The organism is Epibacterium sp. MM17-32 (assembly GCF_022348205.1).
Lineage (GTDB): Bacteria > Pseudomonadota > Alphaproteobacteria > Rhodobacterales > Rhodobacteraceae > Epibacterium.
This window is the reverse complement of sequence record NZ_JAKRFC010000001.1, coordinates 569,825-586,188: the sequence shown is the minus strand read 5'-3', so window position 1 is coordinate 586,188 and position 16,364 is coordinate 569,825. Positions and strand designations below refer to the sequence as shown.

Genomic DNA, 16,364 nt, shown 5'->3' with positions numbered 1-16,364 from the left:
ATGCGCAGGCTGCCCGGCATAGCCCTGGCCCTTCTGTGGGCCGCCACCGGTGCCTTTGCCGGGCCGTCGCGCGTGGTGTCGATGAACCTGTGTACGGACCAGCTGGCGATGCTGCTTGCGGCGCCGGGCCAGCTGGCGTCGGTCTCCTACATCGCGCGGGACACCCGCGCCTCGGCCATGGCTGACGTGGCCATGGCGTATCCCGTCAATCACGGTCTGGCCGAAGAGATCTATCTCCTGCAGCCCGATCTGGTGATTGCCGGTGCCTATTCGACCCGGGCCACCACCGATATGCTGCGGCGCCTCGGGGTGCCGGTGGTGGTGTTCCAACCTGCCAACGCGCTTGAGGATGTGCGCGACCGCATCCTGCGGATGGGAGAGGTTCTGGACCGCGAAGAGGCCGCCCGGGCCCTGCTGGCCGACTACGACAGACGCCTGGAAAGACTGGAGCACGCCGCGCCGGATGCGCCGCGCGCCGCGCTCTATGCCGCCAATGGGTTTACCTCCGGCAGCCGCACCCTCGCAGGCCAGATCCTGCGGGCAGCGGGGCTGCGCAATATCGCGGATGAGCAGGGCTTTGGTGGCTCCGGCCACATGCCGCTGGAAGTGCTGGCCCTGTCGGCGCCGGACCTGCTGGTGGCAACATCCCCCTATCCGCGCGCCTCGCGCAGCGAGGAAAACCTCGCGCATCCGGTGGTGCGCCATCTGGCCGCCCGCAGCGGTGCCGGTCAGATCCGCGACGCGGATTGGGTCTGCGGCACCCCGTATGTCTTGCGCGCGGTCGAGGCCCTGGCCGCAGAGCGCCGCCTGTTTGTGGCGCAGGAGGACCGCAAATGACCCGTCTGATGATCGCCCTCAGCGCCATGGTGGTGGTGCTGTTCCTGCTGTCGCTTACGGTGGGACCGGCCGATGTGCGCCCGACCGAGAGCCTGGCGGCGCTGTTTGACGACGGCTATGGCCCGCTGACCCTGGTGATGCGGGAAATCCGGCTGCCGCGCGCTTTGCTGGCGGTGATCATCGGCGGCGGGCTTGGGCTGGCGGGGGCGGCCATGCAGGGCTATCTGCGCAACCCGCTGGCAGAGCCGGGACTGATCGGCGTGTCCTCCTCGGCAGCGCTCGGGGCGGTGCTGGCGATCAATACCGGGCTGGCGGCCAGCCTCACCCTGGGGCTGCCGCTGGCGGCGCTTGCCGGGGCTTTGGCGGGGGTGTTTCTGGTGATGGCGCTGGCCGGACCGCAGGGCGGATCGCTGACGCTGATCCTGGCGGGGATCGCGATCTCGGCGATGGCGGCGGCGCTCACGTCGCTGGTGCTGAACCTGTCGCCCAATCCCTTTGCCGCCAATGAGATCGTGTTCTGGATGATGGGCTCGCTGGCGGATCGTTCGATGCTGCATGTCTGGCTGGTGCTGCCCTTTGCGCTGACGGGGGCGGCAATCCTGCTGACGCTTGGGCGGGGCCTTGATGCGCTGACCCTGGGCGAGGACGCGGCGCAGACCATGGGGATGAACCTGAACCGGATGCGCCTGCTGCTGGTGATCGGCACCGCCGGTATCGTCGGCGGTGCCACCGCCGTGGCGGGGGCGATCGGCTTCATCGGCCTGGTGGTGCCGCATATTCTGCGCCCGCTGGTGGGCGGCCAACCGTCGCGGCTGTTGTGGGCCTCGGCGCTTGGCGGTGCCATCATGCTGCAACTGGCCGATATTGCCGTGCGGGTCATCCTGCCGTCGCGCGACCTGAAACTGGGCGTGGTCACCGCCCTGGTGGGCGCGCCGCTGTTCCTGCATCTGATCTACAAGACCCGAAAGGGGCTGGCATGAGCGTGCTTTCGGTCCGGACCCTCTCCGTCACCTTGCGCAACCGCCCGGTGCTGCGCGATGTGTCCTTCACCATCCGTGAAGGGGAGTTCGTCGGCCTGCTGGGGCCGAACGGCGCGGGCAAAAGCAGCCTGATGCGCGCGGCGCTGGGGCTGATCCCGGCGCAGGGGCACAGCTCGCTGGCACAGATGAGCGCGGCAGAGCGCGCCCGCACGGTCGCCTGGATGCCGCAATCGCGCGAAATCGCCTGGCCGATCCCGGTGGAGCGGCTGGTGGCATTGGGCCGCCTGCCGCATCTGCCGCAGGGGCTGCGCCTGCCGCCCCGCGATCAGGCGCTGGTGGATCAGGCCATCGCCCGCATGGGGCTGGAGATGTTTCGCGAGCGGGCGGCCTCGCGCCTGTCGGGCGGCGAGCAGGCCCGCGCGCTGATTGCCCGCGCCCTGGCGCAGGACACGCCGCTGCTGATGGCCGATGAACCCGCCGCCGGGCTGGACCCGGCACATCAGATCTCCACCATGGAGGTCTTTGCCGCCCTCGCAGCCGAAGGCCGTACCGCGCTGGTCTCGCTGCATGACCTGGGGCTGGCCGCGCGCCACTGCACCCGGCTGATCCTGCTGGCCGAGGGGGGCGTCCTGGCCGACGGGCCGCCCGCCGAAGTCTTGACGCCCGACCTTATGGCCCGCGCCTTTGGCATCTCGGTCTGGCATGAGCACACGGTGCAAGGGCCGGTGTTCCAGCCGCTGCGGGTGCTGTGATGGGATCTGTCACCCTGGACCGCCCCTGGATCGCGTTCGACCTCGGCGCCGAGATGCAGGTGCTGAGCTGGGCTGTGAACCGCCCTGGCCTTGTCACCGCGCGCCGCATCCTGTGGCGCGAAGTCCGCAACAGCGACCTGCCGCCGGGGCTGGATGTCACCGCGTGGTTTGCGGGTGAACTGGCGCAGAGAGGCTGCGAGGACGCCGTGGCCTTCCTGACGTCCCGCGATGTGCGCGCGTATCGTGAGGCCACGGCCACGGTTGAGGGCATCAGCGCCCATGCGGTGGCCACCGTCGGCCTGTCCAACGCCGAACGGGCCGGCAGCCGAATGGACTATGCCAGCCGCAACTGGGGCACCATCAATGTGGCCCTGCACCTGTCCGAAGGGCTGACCCAGGCCGGGCTGATCGAGGCGATGAGCATCGCGGTCCAGGCCCGCACCACCGCGGTGATGGAGGCGGGCCTCACCTTGCCAAGCGGAACCGCGACCGGCACCGGCACCGACTGTGTCGCGGTGGCTGCGCCCCTCGGCGACACGCCCTATGCCGGGCTGCACACCGCCACCGGCGAGGCCATCGGCAAAGCCGTTTACCAGGCCGTCCACAGCGGCGCCCTGGACTGGAAAACAACCAACAGGAGGGCAGCAGATGCCTGAGCTTCAACAGGTGCTGAAAGACGCGCTGATGCAAGAAGACTGCGGCTGGAACATGGGCTCGTTTGGCGCCATTGCCGAGTTCCACCACGTCGAGGGCGACCCGGCCCCGCAGGAACACGCCGGGCTGATGCAGGTCACCCCGCGCGGCGGCCTGCGCATCGACACGCTCGAAGGCGTGCGCCCGGTCGCCTATGAGACCCTCAGCCCCAAGCCGCACCGCTGGACGCAGGCGGTGTCGCTGTGCCTGCCGCATGCAGATGCGGCGATGAACCAGCGCGATGTGCTGACCGCGCTCGGCCCGGACCACGACGCCCTGCGCGACGAAGATCGCGGTGCGCAGCTGTTCGACATGGGGCTGGGCCAGTATCAGGCGGATTTCTGCATCCGCACTGCCGACCCCGACCTGCTGGCGGTGCTGAATGAAAACGCCGGCCGGTCGCTGTTTGAACAGGACAACCCGGCGATGGGCGCGATCCTGAAGGCACATCCGCATCGGGTACTGCTGACCCGTCTTGGCCGGGTCGAGGTCTATCAGATGATCGGCGGTCCGGACACCGGCGGTAAATCCCCCGAAGGCCCGCACACCCATGTGCTGCCGAAACTTCTGCGTGCCGAGCGCACCCATTCTGCCAATACGCCGATCCCCGAAGGCTGGGTGCCCTGTTGCGGTGTGCATCCCGAGAACCCTGTCATTGGCCGTCTGGGCGAGGACAAGCGCTTCAACCGCGCTGCCTTTGACGCCTTTCAGGATCTCCTCGGTGCCTGGGGCGCTGACGCCTATTGCGACGGCAAACAGGCCGTCTGGCAGCACCTGAAGGACGGGACCCCAGCCCGGAAGACCCAAGAGCCCGATACCCGCGAGGGCCGCGCGGGCTGGCGCAACGGTATCCGGCAATGGCGGGTGCTGCATGGGTCCGACCCGTTGACGGAGACCTACGCAGAGCGCTTTGATCGTGGCGCCGAGCAAACCGAACCGGAAAATCCGGGCCACTGATACCTGTCCCGCAGGCAGCGGCGCGGCGCAGGCAATGGCACCGCTGTCGCTGACTGCGGCCCGGGTACTGCGGGGGCTGCGCGGCTGGCCGGAAGCGGAGCGCCCCAGGGCAATGCAGGTCAGAATCACGCTTGATCTTGCAGGCTGATGTCTTTAGCTGGTTTCCGACTAAAGTGCTCAAGAATGGAAATCTGCCGATGTCTCGCAATTCGATCCTCACCCTGGGAACCGTGGCGCTGCTGTTGTCCAGCATGTCCCTGCGGGCCGACACGCACTATCCCCTGACGATCGAGAACTGCGGTCAGTCGGTGACCTTTGACAACGCGCCGGAAAATGCCGTCGCGCTGGGACAGAACAGCGCCGAGATCATGCTGCTTCTGGGGCTTGAGGACCGTATGGCGGCCACCGCGTTCTGGCCCAACGCCGTCTTGCCCGAAGTGGCAGAGGCCAACAGCGGTGTCGAAAGGCTCACCGTTGAATTTCCGACGCTGGAATCCGTGCTTGCCACCCAGCCCGATTTTGTCGCCGCCATGCTGACCACGCTGCTGGGGCCGGACAGCAAGGTCGCCAAACGGTCCGATTTCGAAGGCCTCGGCATCCCGACCTATCTGTCGCCCAGCGCCTGTTCGACGACGCTCGACGCAGGCGACGCCTATGGCTCGCGCGGGGAGCTCTGGAACATGGACCTGCTGTACAAGGAGATCGAGGACCTGTCCCGGATCTTTGACGTGGCAGAGCGCGGGCAGGCGTTGATCGCCGATTTCAAGGCCCGTGAGGCCGCCCTGCGAGCGCAGTTTTCCGAAACCGAGGATCTGAGCTTCCTGTTCTGGTTCTCCAGCCCGTCCCCGGCGGATGACGCCTATCTGGGCGGGGGCAACGGGCCATCGGGCTATATCGCCGATGTTCTGGGCGGCACCAATGCGATCAAGACCGAAGCGGACTGGCCCGCCGTCGGCTGGGAAGGCATCATGGCAGCCGACCCGACGGTGTTTGTGGTGGCGCAGGTCGATCGGGAGCGCTGGAACCTGGACACGGCGGACAACAAGATCGCGTTTCTGACCTCCGATCCGACCGTCAGCCAGATGGAGGCGGTGCGCAACGGGCGCATTGTCGTGATGAGCGGCGCCGCCATGAACCCCAGCATCCGCACGCTCTATGGTGCGGAGCAGGTGGCCGAACAACTGAAGGCGATTGATCTTCCGTGATGGTATCGGATGCTTCTGAAGGCGAGGCGGCGCGCCTCACGCTCTTCCTCTGTCTGTCGCTGGTTGTGCTGGTCTTTGCCGTCGCGGCGGCGGCGGCGATCGGCGACTACAATATCGGTCTGGACACGGTGTTTCTGTCGGTCACCAATGAACTGGGGCTGACCGGGGCGGATATTGCACAGATCGAACAGAGCGTGGTCTGGAACCTGCGCCTGAGCCGCGCGCTGGTGGCCGCGCTGGCCGGGGCCGGGCTGGCCATCTGTGGCGCGATCCTTCAGGCGCTGCTGCGCAATGCCCTGGCCGAACCCTTTGTCCTGGGGGTGTCGGCGGGGGCCTCGACCGGCGCGGTCTGCGTGATCGTGCTGGGGCTGGGGGCCGGCAGCCTGTCCTTGTCGCTGGGGGCGTTTTCCGGGGCCTTCGCGGCGTTTGCCCTGGTGGCGCTGCTGTCCAACGGGGCCACCAGCGGGCCGAACCACACGATCCTGGCCGGGGTGGCGGCGTCGCAGCTGTTCAACGCGCTGACCTCCTATATTGTCACCACCTCCGGCAATGCGCAGCAGGCCAGGGACGTGATGTTCTGGCTTCTGGGCAGCTTTGGCGGCGTGCGCTGGCCGGATTTCCAGCTGCTGCTGGGGGTGGTGGTCATCAGCCTCGCGATCTGTATCGTGATGGCGCGCTCGCTCGATGCCTTTACCTTTGGGGACGAGGATGCCGCTGCGCTCGGGGTGCCGGTTGCGCGCATCCGACTGCTGTTGTTTGGGGTGACGGCCCTGCTCACGGCCACCATCGTCAGCATGGTGGGGGCGATCGGGTTTGTCGGTCTGGTGGTGCCCCATGCGGCGCGCTACGTGGTGGGGCCGCTGCACCTGCGGCTGTTGCCCGCCTGCGCCGTGGTCGGCGCCGTGTTCATGGTGGTGGCCGACATCGTATCCCGGGTGATCGCGCCGCAGCAGACGGTGCCCATCGGCGTTGTCACGGCGCTTGTCGGGGTGCCCTTCTTTGCCATCATCCTCTACCGGGCGAGGCCGCAGTCATGAGTGTGGTTGCCGACAGCCTGCGTTGGGGCGTCAAACGCCGGACCATTGTGTCCGACGTGTCGCTGAGGGTCGCGCCCGGCGAGACAATGGGCCTGATTGGCCCCAACGGGTCGGGGAAGTCGTCTCTGCTGCGGCTGCTGGCAGGGTTGCGCAAGCCGGCGTCCGGGCGGGTCGCGATCAACGGCGAGAACATCGCGCAGGTGCCGCGCAAGGCGCTGTCGCGGCAGGTGGCCTTTGTCCAGCAAAGTGCCGCGACCGACACCAATGTCACGGTGGCAGATGTCGTCCGCCTCGGGCGCACCCCGCATCGCTCGGCGCTTGCGGGCTGGTCGGAGGCCGACGAGGCCGCAGTCACCCATGCGCTGGAGCGGGTCGACATGGCCTCTCGCAGGCGTCAGGCATGGCAGACCCTGTCCGGCGGAGAACGCCAGCGCGTGCATATCGCGCGGGCACTGGCCCAGGCGCCGCAGGTGATGTTCCTCGACGAGCCGACCAACCACCTCGATATTCACCACCAGATCGAGATCCTGCGCATGGTGCGTGATCTGGACCTGACCAGCATCATCGCGCTGCATGACCTCAATCTCGCGGCGATGTTCTGTGACCGGATCGTGGTTCTGGACGCCGGAACCGTCCGCGCCTGCGGCACCCCTGATGCGGTGCTGACCCAGGATCTGCTGCGCGATGTGTTCCGGGTCACCGCCCAGATCAGCGGCCCCGCGGTGGGCGACAGGCCGCATATCCGCTTCAGCGCCGAGTAACCGTCCCAGCGCCCCGGGGCGCTGGCCGCGCCTGCACGGTCGCACAAAACCAGCGCAGCACACCAGGTGGGGCAGGGCGCCCGGGCGGGCAGTACGGCTGCCGGTACAGGTGTCCGGGACCCGCTTGCGCCTTGAGAAGAGTGACAAAACGCCCGCGTTACACGCTGGACGTGCACCGGTCCCGTCGTTAGTCTCTCAGGCAAAGCTGTGGGAGGCCGGGCCGTGTCATGGGCGCCATGATCGCACCCGCCCCCCGGCATCCCGCCCAGAGGGCCGCTGTGCTTGCAGGTCTGGCCGGCGACGTGATCGATCAGGTTTCAAGCGAGGCGATTTAGCAGAACATGACGGAGGACAACATTCAGCCCGAAGAGACCACCCCGCAGTCCGTCTCGGCCACAGAGATCACCGGCGGGCCCCGTCCGATGGGATCGGTTGACCAGCGGTTCTATATCATCGGCGTTGGCGCGTCGGCGGGGGGGCTGGATGCGATCAAGCAATTGCTGACCCGGGTGCCCGAGGATTTCCCGCACAGTTTTGTCATCATCCAGCACCTGTCGCCGGACTACAAATCGCTGATGACCGAGATCCTCGGCCGCGAAACCCAGCACCAGGTGGTGGAGGTCGAGGACGACATGCCGGTGGAACCGCACCACATCTATGTCATCCCCCCCGGCGCGCATATCGTCATTCAGGGCACCCGGGGTGACAGCAACAGGGGGCGAGCGCATCAGGCGAGCGATCCGGATGCCTCGGACAACGCCAATGCGCCACGGGGGGCGGGATTGCGGTTCTCGCTGGTCGCGCCGCAGCCGCGCCCGGCGCTCAACCTGCCGATCGATGTGTTCTTCCTCTCCCTTGCCGAGGCGGCGGGCGAGCGGGCGATCGGGGTGGTGCTGTCCGGCACCGGGTCCGACGGCAGCCGCGGGCTGCGGGCGATCAAGGACTGCGAGGGGCTGGTGATCGCGCAGGACCCGGAAACCTGCGGCTTTGACGGCATGCCGCGTCAGGCCATTGCCACCGGGCTGGTGGATCAGGTGCTTCAGCCCGACGACATCGTCGAGGAAATCGATCGCTTCATCGCGCTGCGCCAAAGCGGCATTGCCGATGTGGATGAGGTGTTTTCCGGCGCGCAGGATATATTCCGGCAGATCCTGGAGCGGGTCAGCACGCGGGCGGAAATCGACTTTGCGCTCTACAAGGAGCCCACCCTGAAACGCCGGATCGCGCGGCGCATGGGCTTTCTCGGCCTGACCCGGGCGGAGGAGTATCTCCGCTATCTTGAGGAGAACAGCGGCGAGGCGGAGCTGCTCTATCGCGAGTTTCTGGTCGGGGTGACCAACTTCTTTCGCGATCTGCATGTCTGGCGCACGATGGAGGCCCGGGTGCTGCGACGGCTGTTCGAAGAGGGCGACACCAGCGCGCCCCTGCGGATCTGGTCGGTCGGCTGCTCCACCGGCGAGGAAGCCTATACGCTGGCGATGCTGTTGCAGAAATTTCGCGACGACAACCAGATCGAGCGCGACTTTCGCGTCTATGCCACCGATGTGAACGAAAACGCGGTCAATACCGCCAAGCAGGGGATCTATCCGGATCACACGCTGGAGGAAATCCCGGTGGAATACCGCGAGGCGGGCTATATCACCCACCACCCCGGCACCTTTGCGATTGCGCCCAAGATCCGCGCCCAGATCGTCTTTGCGGTGCATGACATCACTCTCGATCCGCCCTACACGCGGACCGACCTGATCGTCTGCCGCAACCTGCTGATCTATCTCAGCCCGGATGTGCAGGCGCGGGTGATGGTGAACTTCTCCATGTCGCTGCGCATGGACGGGTATCTGCTTCTTGGGGCGGCGGAAACGCCGGGGCCGGATGGTGTCCGGTTCAGCTTCTTCATGGGCAAGGAGCGGATCTACAAGAACATGCGCGTGGCGCAATCCAGGCCCGGGCGCGGATCGCTGACCGCACAGCTGCCGGCCCTGGGCATGCTGCCGCGGGCGCGGCGCATGCTCTCGAGCACCCACACCGCGCAGGACGACCTGCATTCGCTGTTCCAGTTCTCGCTGGAGGCAAGCCAGACCGGCGTGTGCATCGTGGACCCCAGTGCCACCCTGCTGAAAACCTTCGGCAACATGAAGTCGATCCTGCAAATCCCGGACAGCGGCTTTTCCACCAATATCTTTGAACTCTGCGACGATCGTCTGCGCAGCGCCGTGGCGCTGGTCATGCGCGGCGCCGAGGACAATACCTCGGCCCAGGCCTCCGACATCCGGCTGATCGAGGAAGACGAGGTGCGCACGATATCGGTGTCCGGGCGCAAGATCATGTGGGAAGGGCACACCACGGCCATTGCCCTGTTCATCCGCCAGTCGACCCAGGCGCTGCCGCGCAGCCAGCCGGGCACCGCAGACGGAGAGGAGCCGGCAGCCCAGACCAGGGCCTATATCCAGCATCTGGAGGGCGAGGTGCGCTCGCTTCAGGAAATGCTCGGGGTGACGGCGCAGGACCTCGGTGCCTCCAACGAGGAGCTGCAAACCGCCAACGAGGAGCTGATTGCCGCCAACGAGGAATTGCAGGCCAACAACGAAGAGACCCAGAGCATCAACGAGGAGCTGCACACGGTCAACACCGAGAACATCGAGCGGATTTCCGAACTGGAGCAGGTGAACGCCGATGTCGACAACCTGCTGGAAACCGCGGCCCTGGGCATCCTGCTGTTGGACAACGACATGTGCATCCGCCGCTTCAGCGCCGGGGTGACCCGCTATCTGGACCTCCAGCACAGCGATGTGGGCCGCCCGCTGCAGAGCTTTGCCACGGCGCTGCTGCCGGAGGCGGTCACCCTGCTGCTGGAGGACGCCACGCTGGCGCGCGATCAGGGCGAGGAAACCGAACGCGAACTGCGCCGCCAGGACGGCGGCTTTGTGCAGACCCGCGTGCGCCAGTTCACCCGTCCGCGTGGCAGCCCCGACGGGGTGGTCATCACCCTGCTGGACATCACCGACAGCAAGCTTCTGGAGCAGGAGGCACGGCGGCAGAGCGAAATTCTGGCCAGCGTGCTGGAGAGCGAGGAAGCGGGCTATTGGGACTGGAACATCCCCAGCGATCAGCTCTATATCAGCCGTCGCTTCCTGGAGTTGCTGGGCTTTGCCACCGGCGAACTGGCCCCCACGCCGGAAACCTGGTTTGCCCTCATCCACGAGGAAGACCGCCCGCGGTTCCACCAGGCCTATGATGCCCATGTCGAGAGCCGCGGCACAAAACCCTTTGCGGTCGAGGTGCGCTATCTGCGCAAGGATGGCACGGTGATCTGGGTCAAGAGCCGCGGGCAGGTCACCGACTGGAGCGTGGATCACCGTCCGATGCGGATGATCGGCGTACATCAGAACGTCACCGACCTGCGCGAGCGGGAGGACGAGATCCAGCGCCGCGCCAATGAAATCCGCCGCTTTGCCTTCATTTCCGCCCATGACCTGAAACAGCCGCTCAATACCATCGAAAGCAGTATCGAGGCGCTGTTGGAGGAACTGCCGGACCAGCTCGACGAGGAGGCCCGGGAGGTGGTGGACTATCTGACCCGCGGCACCAACCGCCTGAAACGGCGGGTGGATGCGATCCTCGATTTTGCCCGCTTGCAGGACAAGGACGTCACCCTGGAATCGCTGGATCTGAACCGGATCGCCCGGGCTTCGGTGCAGGATCTGAAGGTGCCGATCGAACAGGCCGGGGCCGAGGTGATCGTCGAACCGCTGCCGCAGGCGCTGGGGGTGCCGGATCTGATCGCGCGGGTGTTGCAGAACCTGCTGAGCAACGCGCTCAAGTATCGCCACCCCGACCGGCCCTGCCGCATCACCATCGCACCGCTGGCAACCGTCGATGGACGGGTCGGCGTGCGCGTGGATGACACCGGCATCGGCATCGCGGAGAAGGATCGCGACAGCGTTTTTGAACTGTTTACCCGCTTGCATGTAGAATCCGAGGTCGAAGGCAGCGGCCTCGGCCTTGCCATGTGTGAAAAGATCATCTCGATGCACGGCGGCACCATCGAGGTGGTGGAGGCAGAGGGCGGCGGCTCCAGCTTCCGCTTCACGTTGGGAGAGGGATGACACCATGACAGCGCGCCCCAAGGTCCTTCTGGTCGATGACTGCGATGCGGATCGGTATTTCTTCAAACGCAGCCTGCGCAAGGTCGCGCCGGAGGCCGAAGTGGTGGAATTCACCTATGCCGAGGATGCGCTGACCTATCTCAAGACACCGGGGCGGGGGCAGGTGGATCTGGTGTTTGTCGACATCAACATGCCACGGCTGAACGGGTTTGAATTCGCCGATCACTATCATGCGCTCTATCCCGAACTGCGCGGCCATGCGCGGCTGTTTGTCTGTTCCTCCTCGATCAACCCGGCCGACCGGCAACGCAGCGAGGACCATCCGGTGATCGACGGGTTCTACGAAAAACCGGTTGGCAAGGCGCAACTGGGGGACTTGTTGTAACATGGGACCGGCGCGCGCCCTGCCTCTGCTGCATTGGCGGCGCATCGTCCGGGGGCTTGTCGCCGCGCTGGCGCTGAGCACCGGCGCAGCCGTCGCGGCGGAGGACGCACCGCGCTACGACAAGGTGGTGATGCCCTGGGGCAATGTGCCGCCACTTCTGATGCGCGGCGAAGATGGCGCGCCGACCGGGTTTGCGGTCGAACTGGCCCGGCTGGTCGCCGATGAGGTCGGGTTTGAACTGGAACTGAAATACTACGGCCCGATCCCCGAGATTGCCGCCGCGCAGGCAAGTGGCGAGACCGACATGCTGGTGGCGGTGGGGATGGGGCCGGTGTTCCAGCCCACCAATGTGGCCTCGCGCCCGATTTCCGAGGTGCAGGTCAGGCTGGCGATTCCGGTTGAACGGGCCGACAGCTTTGATCCCGACAACCTCGCCGGGCTGCGCATCGGGGCGGTGCCGCCGACCATCGCGGCAGATCCCGCCCTGTTTCCCGCCGCCACCCTGGTGGAGCAACCGGGGCCGGAGGAGGCGCTGATCTCGCTCCTCAGCGGCGATGTCGACGCGGTCTCCTATCCGGTCAACGTGCTGTTTGCGATGACCCGCGCCACCCGGCTGGACGGGCGGATCGCCTTTGTCGGTGATCCCCTGAAGACGATCCAACGCGTCATCGTGCTGCACGAAAGCCGCGCCGAGCTGCTCGACCCCGTCAACGCCGCGCTTGAAAAATTCGAAGCCGACGGCACTCTGGAGCAGCTGCGCGCCAAATATCTGATCTCCAACCCGGCGCCGGTGCCCGACGTGCTGACCGTGGGGGTGCACCACGTGCCGCCCTTTGTCGATATGGCGGCGGATGGCACCGCCACCGGGTTCGGGGTGGAGGTGCTCGAAGATCTGATGGATCTGGCCGGCCTGCGGTTTCGGTATCAGCCCATCACCGACGAGGAATTTGGTCAGGGCCCCCGCGACGGCGTTGCCGATATCGTGCCGATGATGGCCTGGAACGCAGCGCGCGAGACGCGGATGGATTTCACCTTTCCCACCCACCGGGTGCCGTTCTCGATCTTCACCCTTGCCGACGCACCACAGCGGCCGCAGTCCCTAGATGACCTAGCCGGGCTGCGAGTGGCGGTGGAAACCGGCAAGAACACGGCGCTTCTGGCCGAGAGCCACGGCGGGCTGGACCTGATCTATGTCGACGGCAAGGACGGCACCATGACCGCGCTGCTCGATGGCCGGGCAGAGGCCACCCTGTCGCCGACCAACGCTTTCTGGAGCCATGTCACGCAGCGCGGCAACCGCGACCTGTTCCGCGCCAGCGCGCAGCCCTTCTATGTCAGTGAGTCGGGGCCCGCCCTGCGTCTCGGGCTTGGCGAGGTGCGGGAACGGCTGAATGCGGTGATCCCCGGCTATCTGATCTCCGACACCTATGCCGACCGGCAGGCCAAGTGGTTCGGCACCCCGGTGTTCTGGACGCCGCTGCGGCTGCGGCTGCTGATGGGCGGCATCGCTGCGCTGCTGGTGGCCTTGCTGGGGGTGGCGATCTGGCAGCAGGTGCAGCGCAGCCGGACCCAGGAACGCCAGGCCCGCCTGCTGCAACATTCGCGCCAGCTCGAAGGGCTGGTGGAGGAGCTGGAACGCTCCAACCGCGAACTGGACAGCTTTGCCGATATTGCCTCCCATGACCTCAAGGAACCGCTGCGGGCCATCCACTGGCAGATCCGCCAGCTGCAAGAGCAGAGCGAGACGCCGCCCGCCGCCGAAATCCGCCGCATCGAGGACCTCTGCGCCCAGATGGAGGCGACGATTTCGGCGCTCCTCAGTTCCTCGCAGCATCGCGGCCGGGGCAGCGCCCGGGTCGATATCGACGTCGAGGCGCTGGTGGAGGAAATCCGCGGCGAGCTGTCGGAACTGGCGCTGGCGACGGGCGGGCGCATCGTGGTGGAAACCCCCTTGCCACGGGTGAACGCCAGCCGCGCCAAGGCCAAGGTGGTGTTCCAGAACCTGATGGCGAACGGGCTGATCTACAACCGCGCCGCCACGCCGGAGGTGCGGCTGGGCTATCTGACGCCGGACAGCCAGGACCACAGCGGGCTGGTGCATGTGTTCTATGTCCGCGACAATGGCATCGGCATCGCGCCCGAGAATCGGATGCGCTTGTTCGAACCCGGGGCGCGCGGCCAGTCGCCCCATGACCAGACGCTCCCCGGCGCAACCGGAAGTGGTCTGGGGCTTTCCTTTGCCAAGGAAATCGTGGAAAGCTATGGCCAGCTTATTACACTGGACAGCACAGTCGGCAGCGGCACCACCTTCTACTTCTCCTTGCCCAACGCGCGGGAGCAGGACGCTGGTGCTGCGGCGACGGCGACATTGGCGGACGCAGTATGACCAAGATCCTTGTTATCGACGACAGCCCGGAGGACACCCAGATCCTGTGTCAGCTCTGCGAACAGATCCCGGGCACCGTGACCACGACCGAAGCCACCGGCAGCGACGGCGTGGCGCGGTTTGCCAAATGGCGCGCGGATTGCGTGCTGCTGGACTATCACCTGGCGGATAACAATGGCCTGTCGGTGCTGGCGGCCCTGAAGGCGCGCGACCCGTTTGTGCCGGTGATCGTGCTCTCGGGACGCGGCAGCGAGGAGCTGGCCGCCGCCGCGATGAAGGCCGGGGCGACCCGCTATCTGACCAAACGCGGCCTGTCGCTGGACATGCTGCGCACGGCGGTGGAGGCGTCAATCCGCTGGATGCAGCATGCGGCGATGATGCGTCAGGGATAACGCCCGTCGCAAACGGGCGCCTGATCCCGGCGCGTCCCACTTGGGCGCAGGACAGAGTGGTTCGAAATCAACGGAGTGCGATCTTTGCGGATCAAACCCGGCCCTCTGGGACAAAAAAAACGGGGCGCAGAACGCCCCGTTTGTGTTCCAGGTCCGCATGTCATCACCGAATAGGGACGCCCACCGACCGGATCCGCGCGACCCGTGAGCGCCAGCGTGCAGCGCTGACGGACCGGGGGATCAGCTGCCGAGACCGGCTGCAGAACTCAGCTCGGCGCGGCTCTCGTCCAGAGCGCCGGAGGCCTGCATCTCGTCATAGGCCGCCTGCAACCGTTTGGCGAGCGCGGCACCGCCCTCCGCTTCGAGCGAGATCTGGAGGAAGCCGCCAACGCCCATGATGGCGCTTTCGGTGGAGGCAAGTTGCGCCCGCTCTTCGGCAGAGAATTCCTGCTCCAGCAGATACTGTCCGACATATTCATCGACGATAAAGGCATCGATGCGCCCGCCCAGCAGCTTGCGGAAGTTGGAGGCATCATCCTTGGCGGTCTGGGTCTCGATCGACCCGTTTTCCACATTGGCCCAGAACACCGGCGTGTAGGAATAGCCGTGGGTGACACCGATCACCACGTCCTCCAGTTCGGTGACATCCTCGAATTCCGGTACCGGATTGTCGGTGCGATAGTAGAGCACGTTGCGGTCCAGCGTGAAGGGGCCGACCATCGCCAGACCGGTCTGGTCGGGGCGCTCGCCCCAGTAGCTCGACGCCTGCACCTGGCCATTGCGGGCCATCTCCAGCGCGCGTTTCCAGGGCATGTATTCGAATTCGACATCGAGGCCGGCGTGCTCGGCCACGCGGGTCACCAGCCCGTTGACGACACCGTTGTTGGGCAGCGACTCCCCGGTGAAGGGCGCGTATTCACCGGTGGAGATCGTGATGGTTTCGGCATGGGCCGCCGTGGACAGCGCCACCAGCGCGCCGGTCAGGGTCGCAAGGATATGTTTCATGAGAGGTCTTTCGTTCACAGGATGGGGGATGGCGCCGCACCAGGTCAGATGCGGCGCCGGGAGGAGAGGCCGATGGCCCGTCAGCTGGACGGGATGCCAGAGGCCGCATTCAGTTCGGTTTTCACCGCGTCGAGTTCGCCGGATTCGGCCAGCGCGTCATAGGCGGCTTGCAGGCGTGCCGCGATGTCGGCGCCGCCTTCGGCTTCGGTCGAGATCTGAAGATAGCCAAGCGCCTCGGCAACCGGCGTTTCCGAGGCTGCGAACTGAGCCACTTCCTCGGGGCTGAAGTTCTGGTTCAGGAGGTCCCAGCCCACCAGCTCATTGATGATGAAGGCGTCGATGCGCCCCTTTTGCAGCTTCTTGAAGTTGGACAGGTCGTTTGACGCGGTCTGGATCTCGTAGGTGCCATCCTCGCCATGCGCCCAGAACGCCTCGGTGTAGGGGTAGCCCAGCGTGGCGCCAAAGGTGGTTCCGGCCAGATCGTCCAGCTCGGACCACTCCGGCAGCGGCGCATCGGCGCGGTGGAAAAAGACGATGCGGCCGTTGGACACCGGGCCCACTTCGATCAGGCCGCTCTGATCGGTCAGATCGTTCCAGTAGCTGGCACCGTGCATCTGACCCTGACGGGTGAGTTCAAGCCCGCGGTTCCACGGCATGTATTCAAAGCTGATCTCGACCCCGGCATCGGCTGCCAGACGTGAAACAAGGCCGTTGACCACACCGCCATTGGGCAGCGCTTCGCCGGTCATCGGGGCGTATTCGCCGGTGGCAATGCGCAGCGGCTCCGCCATCAGCGGCGCGGTCATGGTGGCGAGGGCAAGGCCGAGGGCGCTCAGGGTTGTCTTCATGTCGTCTACTCCGGAGGTGG

14 protein-coding genes are annotated in these 16,364 nt (G+C 66.2%); 12 read left to right on the top strand and 2 right to left on the bottom strand.

The window, feature by feature from the left end; translation table 11 throughout:
* The 12 genes from MHM88_RS02800 to MHM88_RS02745 all read left to right on the top strand — a co-directional run bounded on the left by MHM88_RS02800 (window position 1) and on the right by MHM88_RS02745 (window position 14,491).
* Window positions 1-837, top strand: coding sequence for an ABC transporter substrate-binding protein (locus MHM88_RS02800; protein ID WP_239359708.1), 837 nt, complete (start codon window positions 1-3; stop codon window positions 835-837).
* Complete coding sequence (locus MHM88_RS02795; RefSeq protein WP_239359707.1) at window positions 834-1,817, top strand: iron ABC transporter permease; 984 nt, start codon at window positions 834-836, stop codon at window positions 1,815-1,817. The genes MHM88_RS02800 and MHM88_RS02795 overlap by 4 nt, the downstream gene beginning before the upstream one ends.
* Window positions 1,814-2,569 (top strand): ABC transporter ATP-binding protein, encoded by a 756-nt coding sequence (locus tag MHM88_RS02790; RefSeq protein ID WP_239359706.1) that lies wholly within the window; start codon window positions 1,814-1,816, stop codon window positions 2,567-2,569. Before MHM88_RS02795 ends, MHM88_RS02790 begins: the two co-directional genes overlap by 4 nt.
* Entirely contained in the window at window positions 2,569-3,225 is a 657-nt protein-coding gene (locus MHM88_RS02785) for an adenosylcobinamide amidohydrolase (RefSeq protein WP_239359705.1), read from the top strand. Before MHM88_RS02790 ends, MHM88_RS02785 begins: the two co-directional genes overlap by 1 nt.
* A complete protein-coding gene (locus tag MHM88_RS02780) occupies window positions 3,218-4,219 on the top strand; it encodes a hypothetical protein (RefSeq protein ID WP_239359704.1) in 1,002 nt (333 codons plus the stop codon). Before MHM88_RS02785 ends, MHM88_RS02780 begins: the two co-directional genes overlap by 8 nt.
* A 197-nt stretch (window positions 4,220-4,416) precedes the next feature.
* Window positions 4,417-5,424: an ABC transporter substrate-binding protein gene (locus MHM88_RS02775; protein ID WP_239359703.1), complete on the top strand. Its 1,008-nt coding sequence runs from the start codon at window positions 4,417-4,419 to the stop codon at window positions 5,422-5,424.
* On the top strand, window positions 5,424-6,461 hold the full coding sequence (locus MHM88_RS02770) for an iron ABC transporter permease (RefSeq protein WP_239359702.1): 1,038 nt from the start codon (window positions 5,424-5,426) through the stop codon (window positions 6,459-6,461). Before MHM88_RS02775 ends, MHM88_RS02770 begins: the two co-directional genes overlap by 1 nt.
* Window positions 6,458-7,222 carry an ABC transporter ATP-binding protein gene (locus MHM88_RS02765; RefSeq protein WP_239359701.1) on the top strand — a complete coding sequence of 255 codons (765 nt, stop codon included), beginning with the start codon at window positions 6,458-6,460 and terminating at the stop codon, window positions 7,220-7,222. The genes MHM88_RS02770 and MHM88_RS02765 overlap by 4 nt, the downstream gene beginning before the upstream one ends.
* A gap of 341 nt (window positions 7,223-7,563) precedes the next feature.
* Window positions 7,564-11,328, top strand: a complete 3,765-nt coding sequence (locus MHM88_RS02760) for a chemotaxis protein CheB (RefSeq protein ID WP_239359699.1) — start codon at window positions 7,564-7,566, stop codon at window positions 11,326-11,328.
* Between the two features lie 4 nt (window positions 11,329-11,332).
* On the top strand, window positions 11,333-11,713 hold the full coding sequence (locus MHM88_RS02755) for a response regulator (RefSeq protein ID WP_239359690.1): 381 nt from the start codon (window positions 11,333-11,335) through the stop codon (window positions 11,711-11,713).
* A 1-nt stretch (window position 11,714) separates the two neighbouring features.
* On the top strand, window positions 11,715-14,099 hold the full coding sequence (locus MHM88_RS02750; RefSeq protein WP_239359688.1) for a transporter substrate-binding domain-containing protein: 2,385 nt from the start codon (window positions 11,715-11,717) through the stop codon (window positions 14,097-14,099).
* Complete coding sequence (locus tag MHM88_RS02745) at window positions 14,096-14,491, top strand: response regulator (RefSeq protein ID WP_239319721.1); 396 nt, start codon at window positions 14,096-14,098, stop codon at window positions 14,489-14,491. The genes MHM88_RS02750 and MHM88_RS02745 overlap by 4 nt, the downstream gene beginning before the upstream one ends.
* A 240-nt stretch (window positions 14,492-14,731) precedes the next feature.
* On the opposite strand, the gene MHM88_RS02740 is transcribed toward MHM88_RS02745, so the two are convergent.
* The gene (locus MHM88_RS02740) at window positions 14,732-15,496 is read right to left on the bottom strand and encodes an ABC transporter substrate-binding protein (RefSeq protein ID WP_239359686.1); all 765 of its coding nucleotides are present in this window, start codon (window positions 15,494-15,496) and stop codon (window positions 14,732-14,734) included.
* Window positions 15,497-15,576: 80 nt separating this feature from the next.
* Window positions 15,577-16,344 carry an ABC transporter substrate-binding protein gene (locus tag MHM88_RS02735; protein WP_239359684.1) on the bottom strand — a complete coding sequence of 256 codons (768 nt, stop codon included), beginning with the start codon at window positions 16,342-16,344 and terminating at the stop codon, window positions 15,577-15,579.
* Window positions 16,345-16,364: the final 20 nt, after the last annotated feature.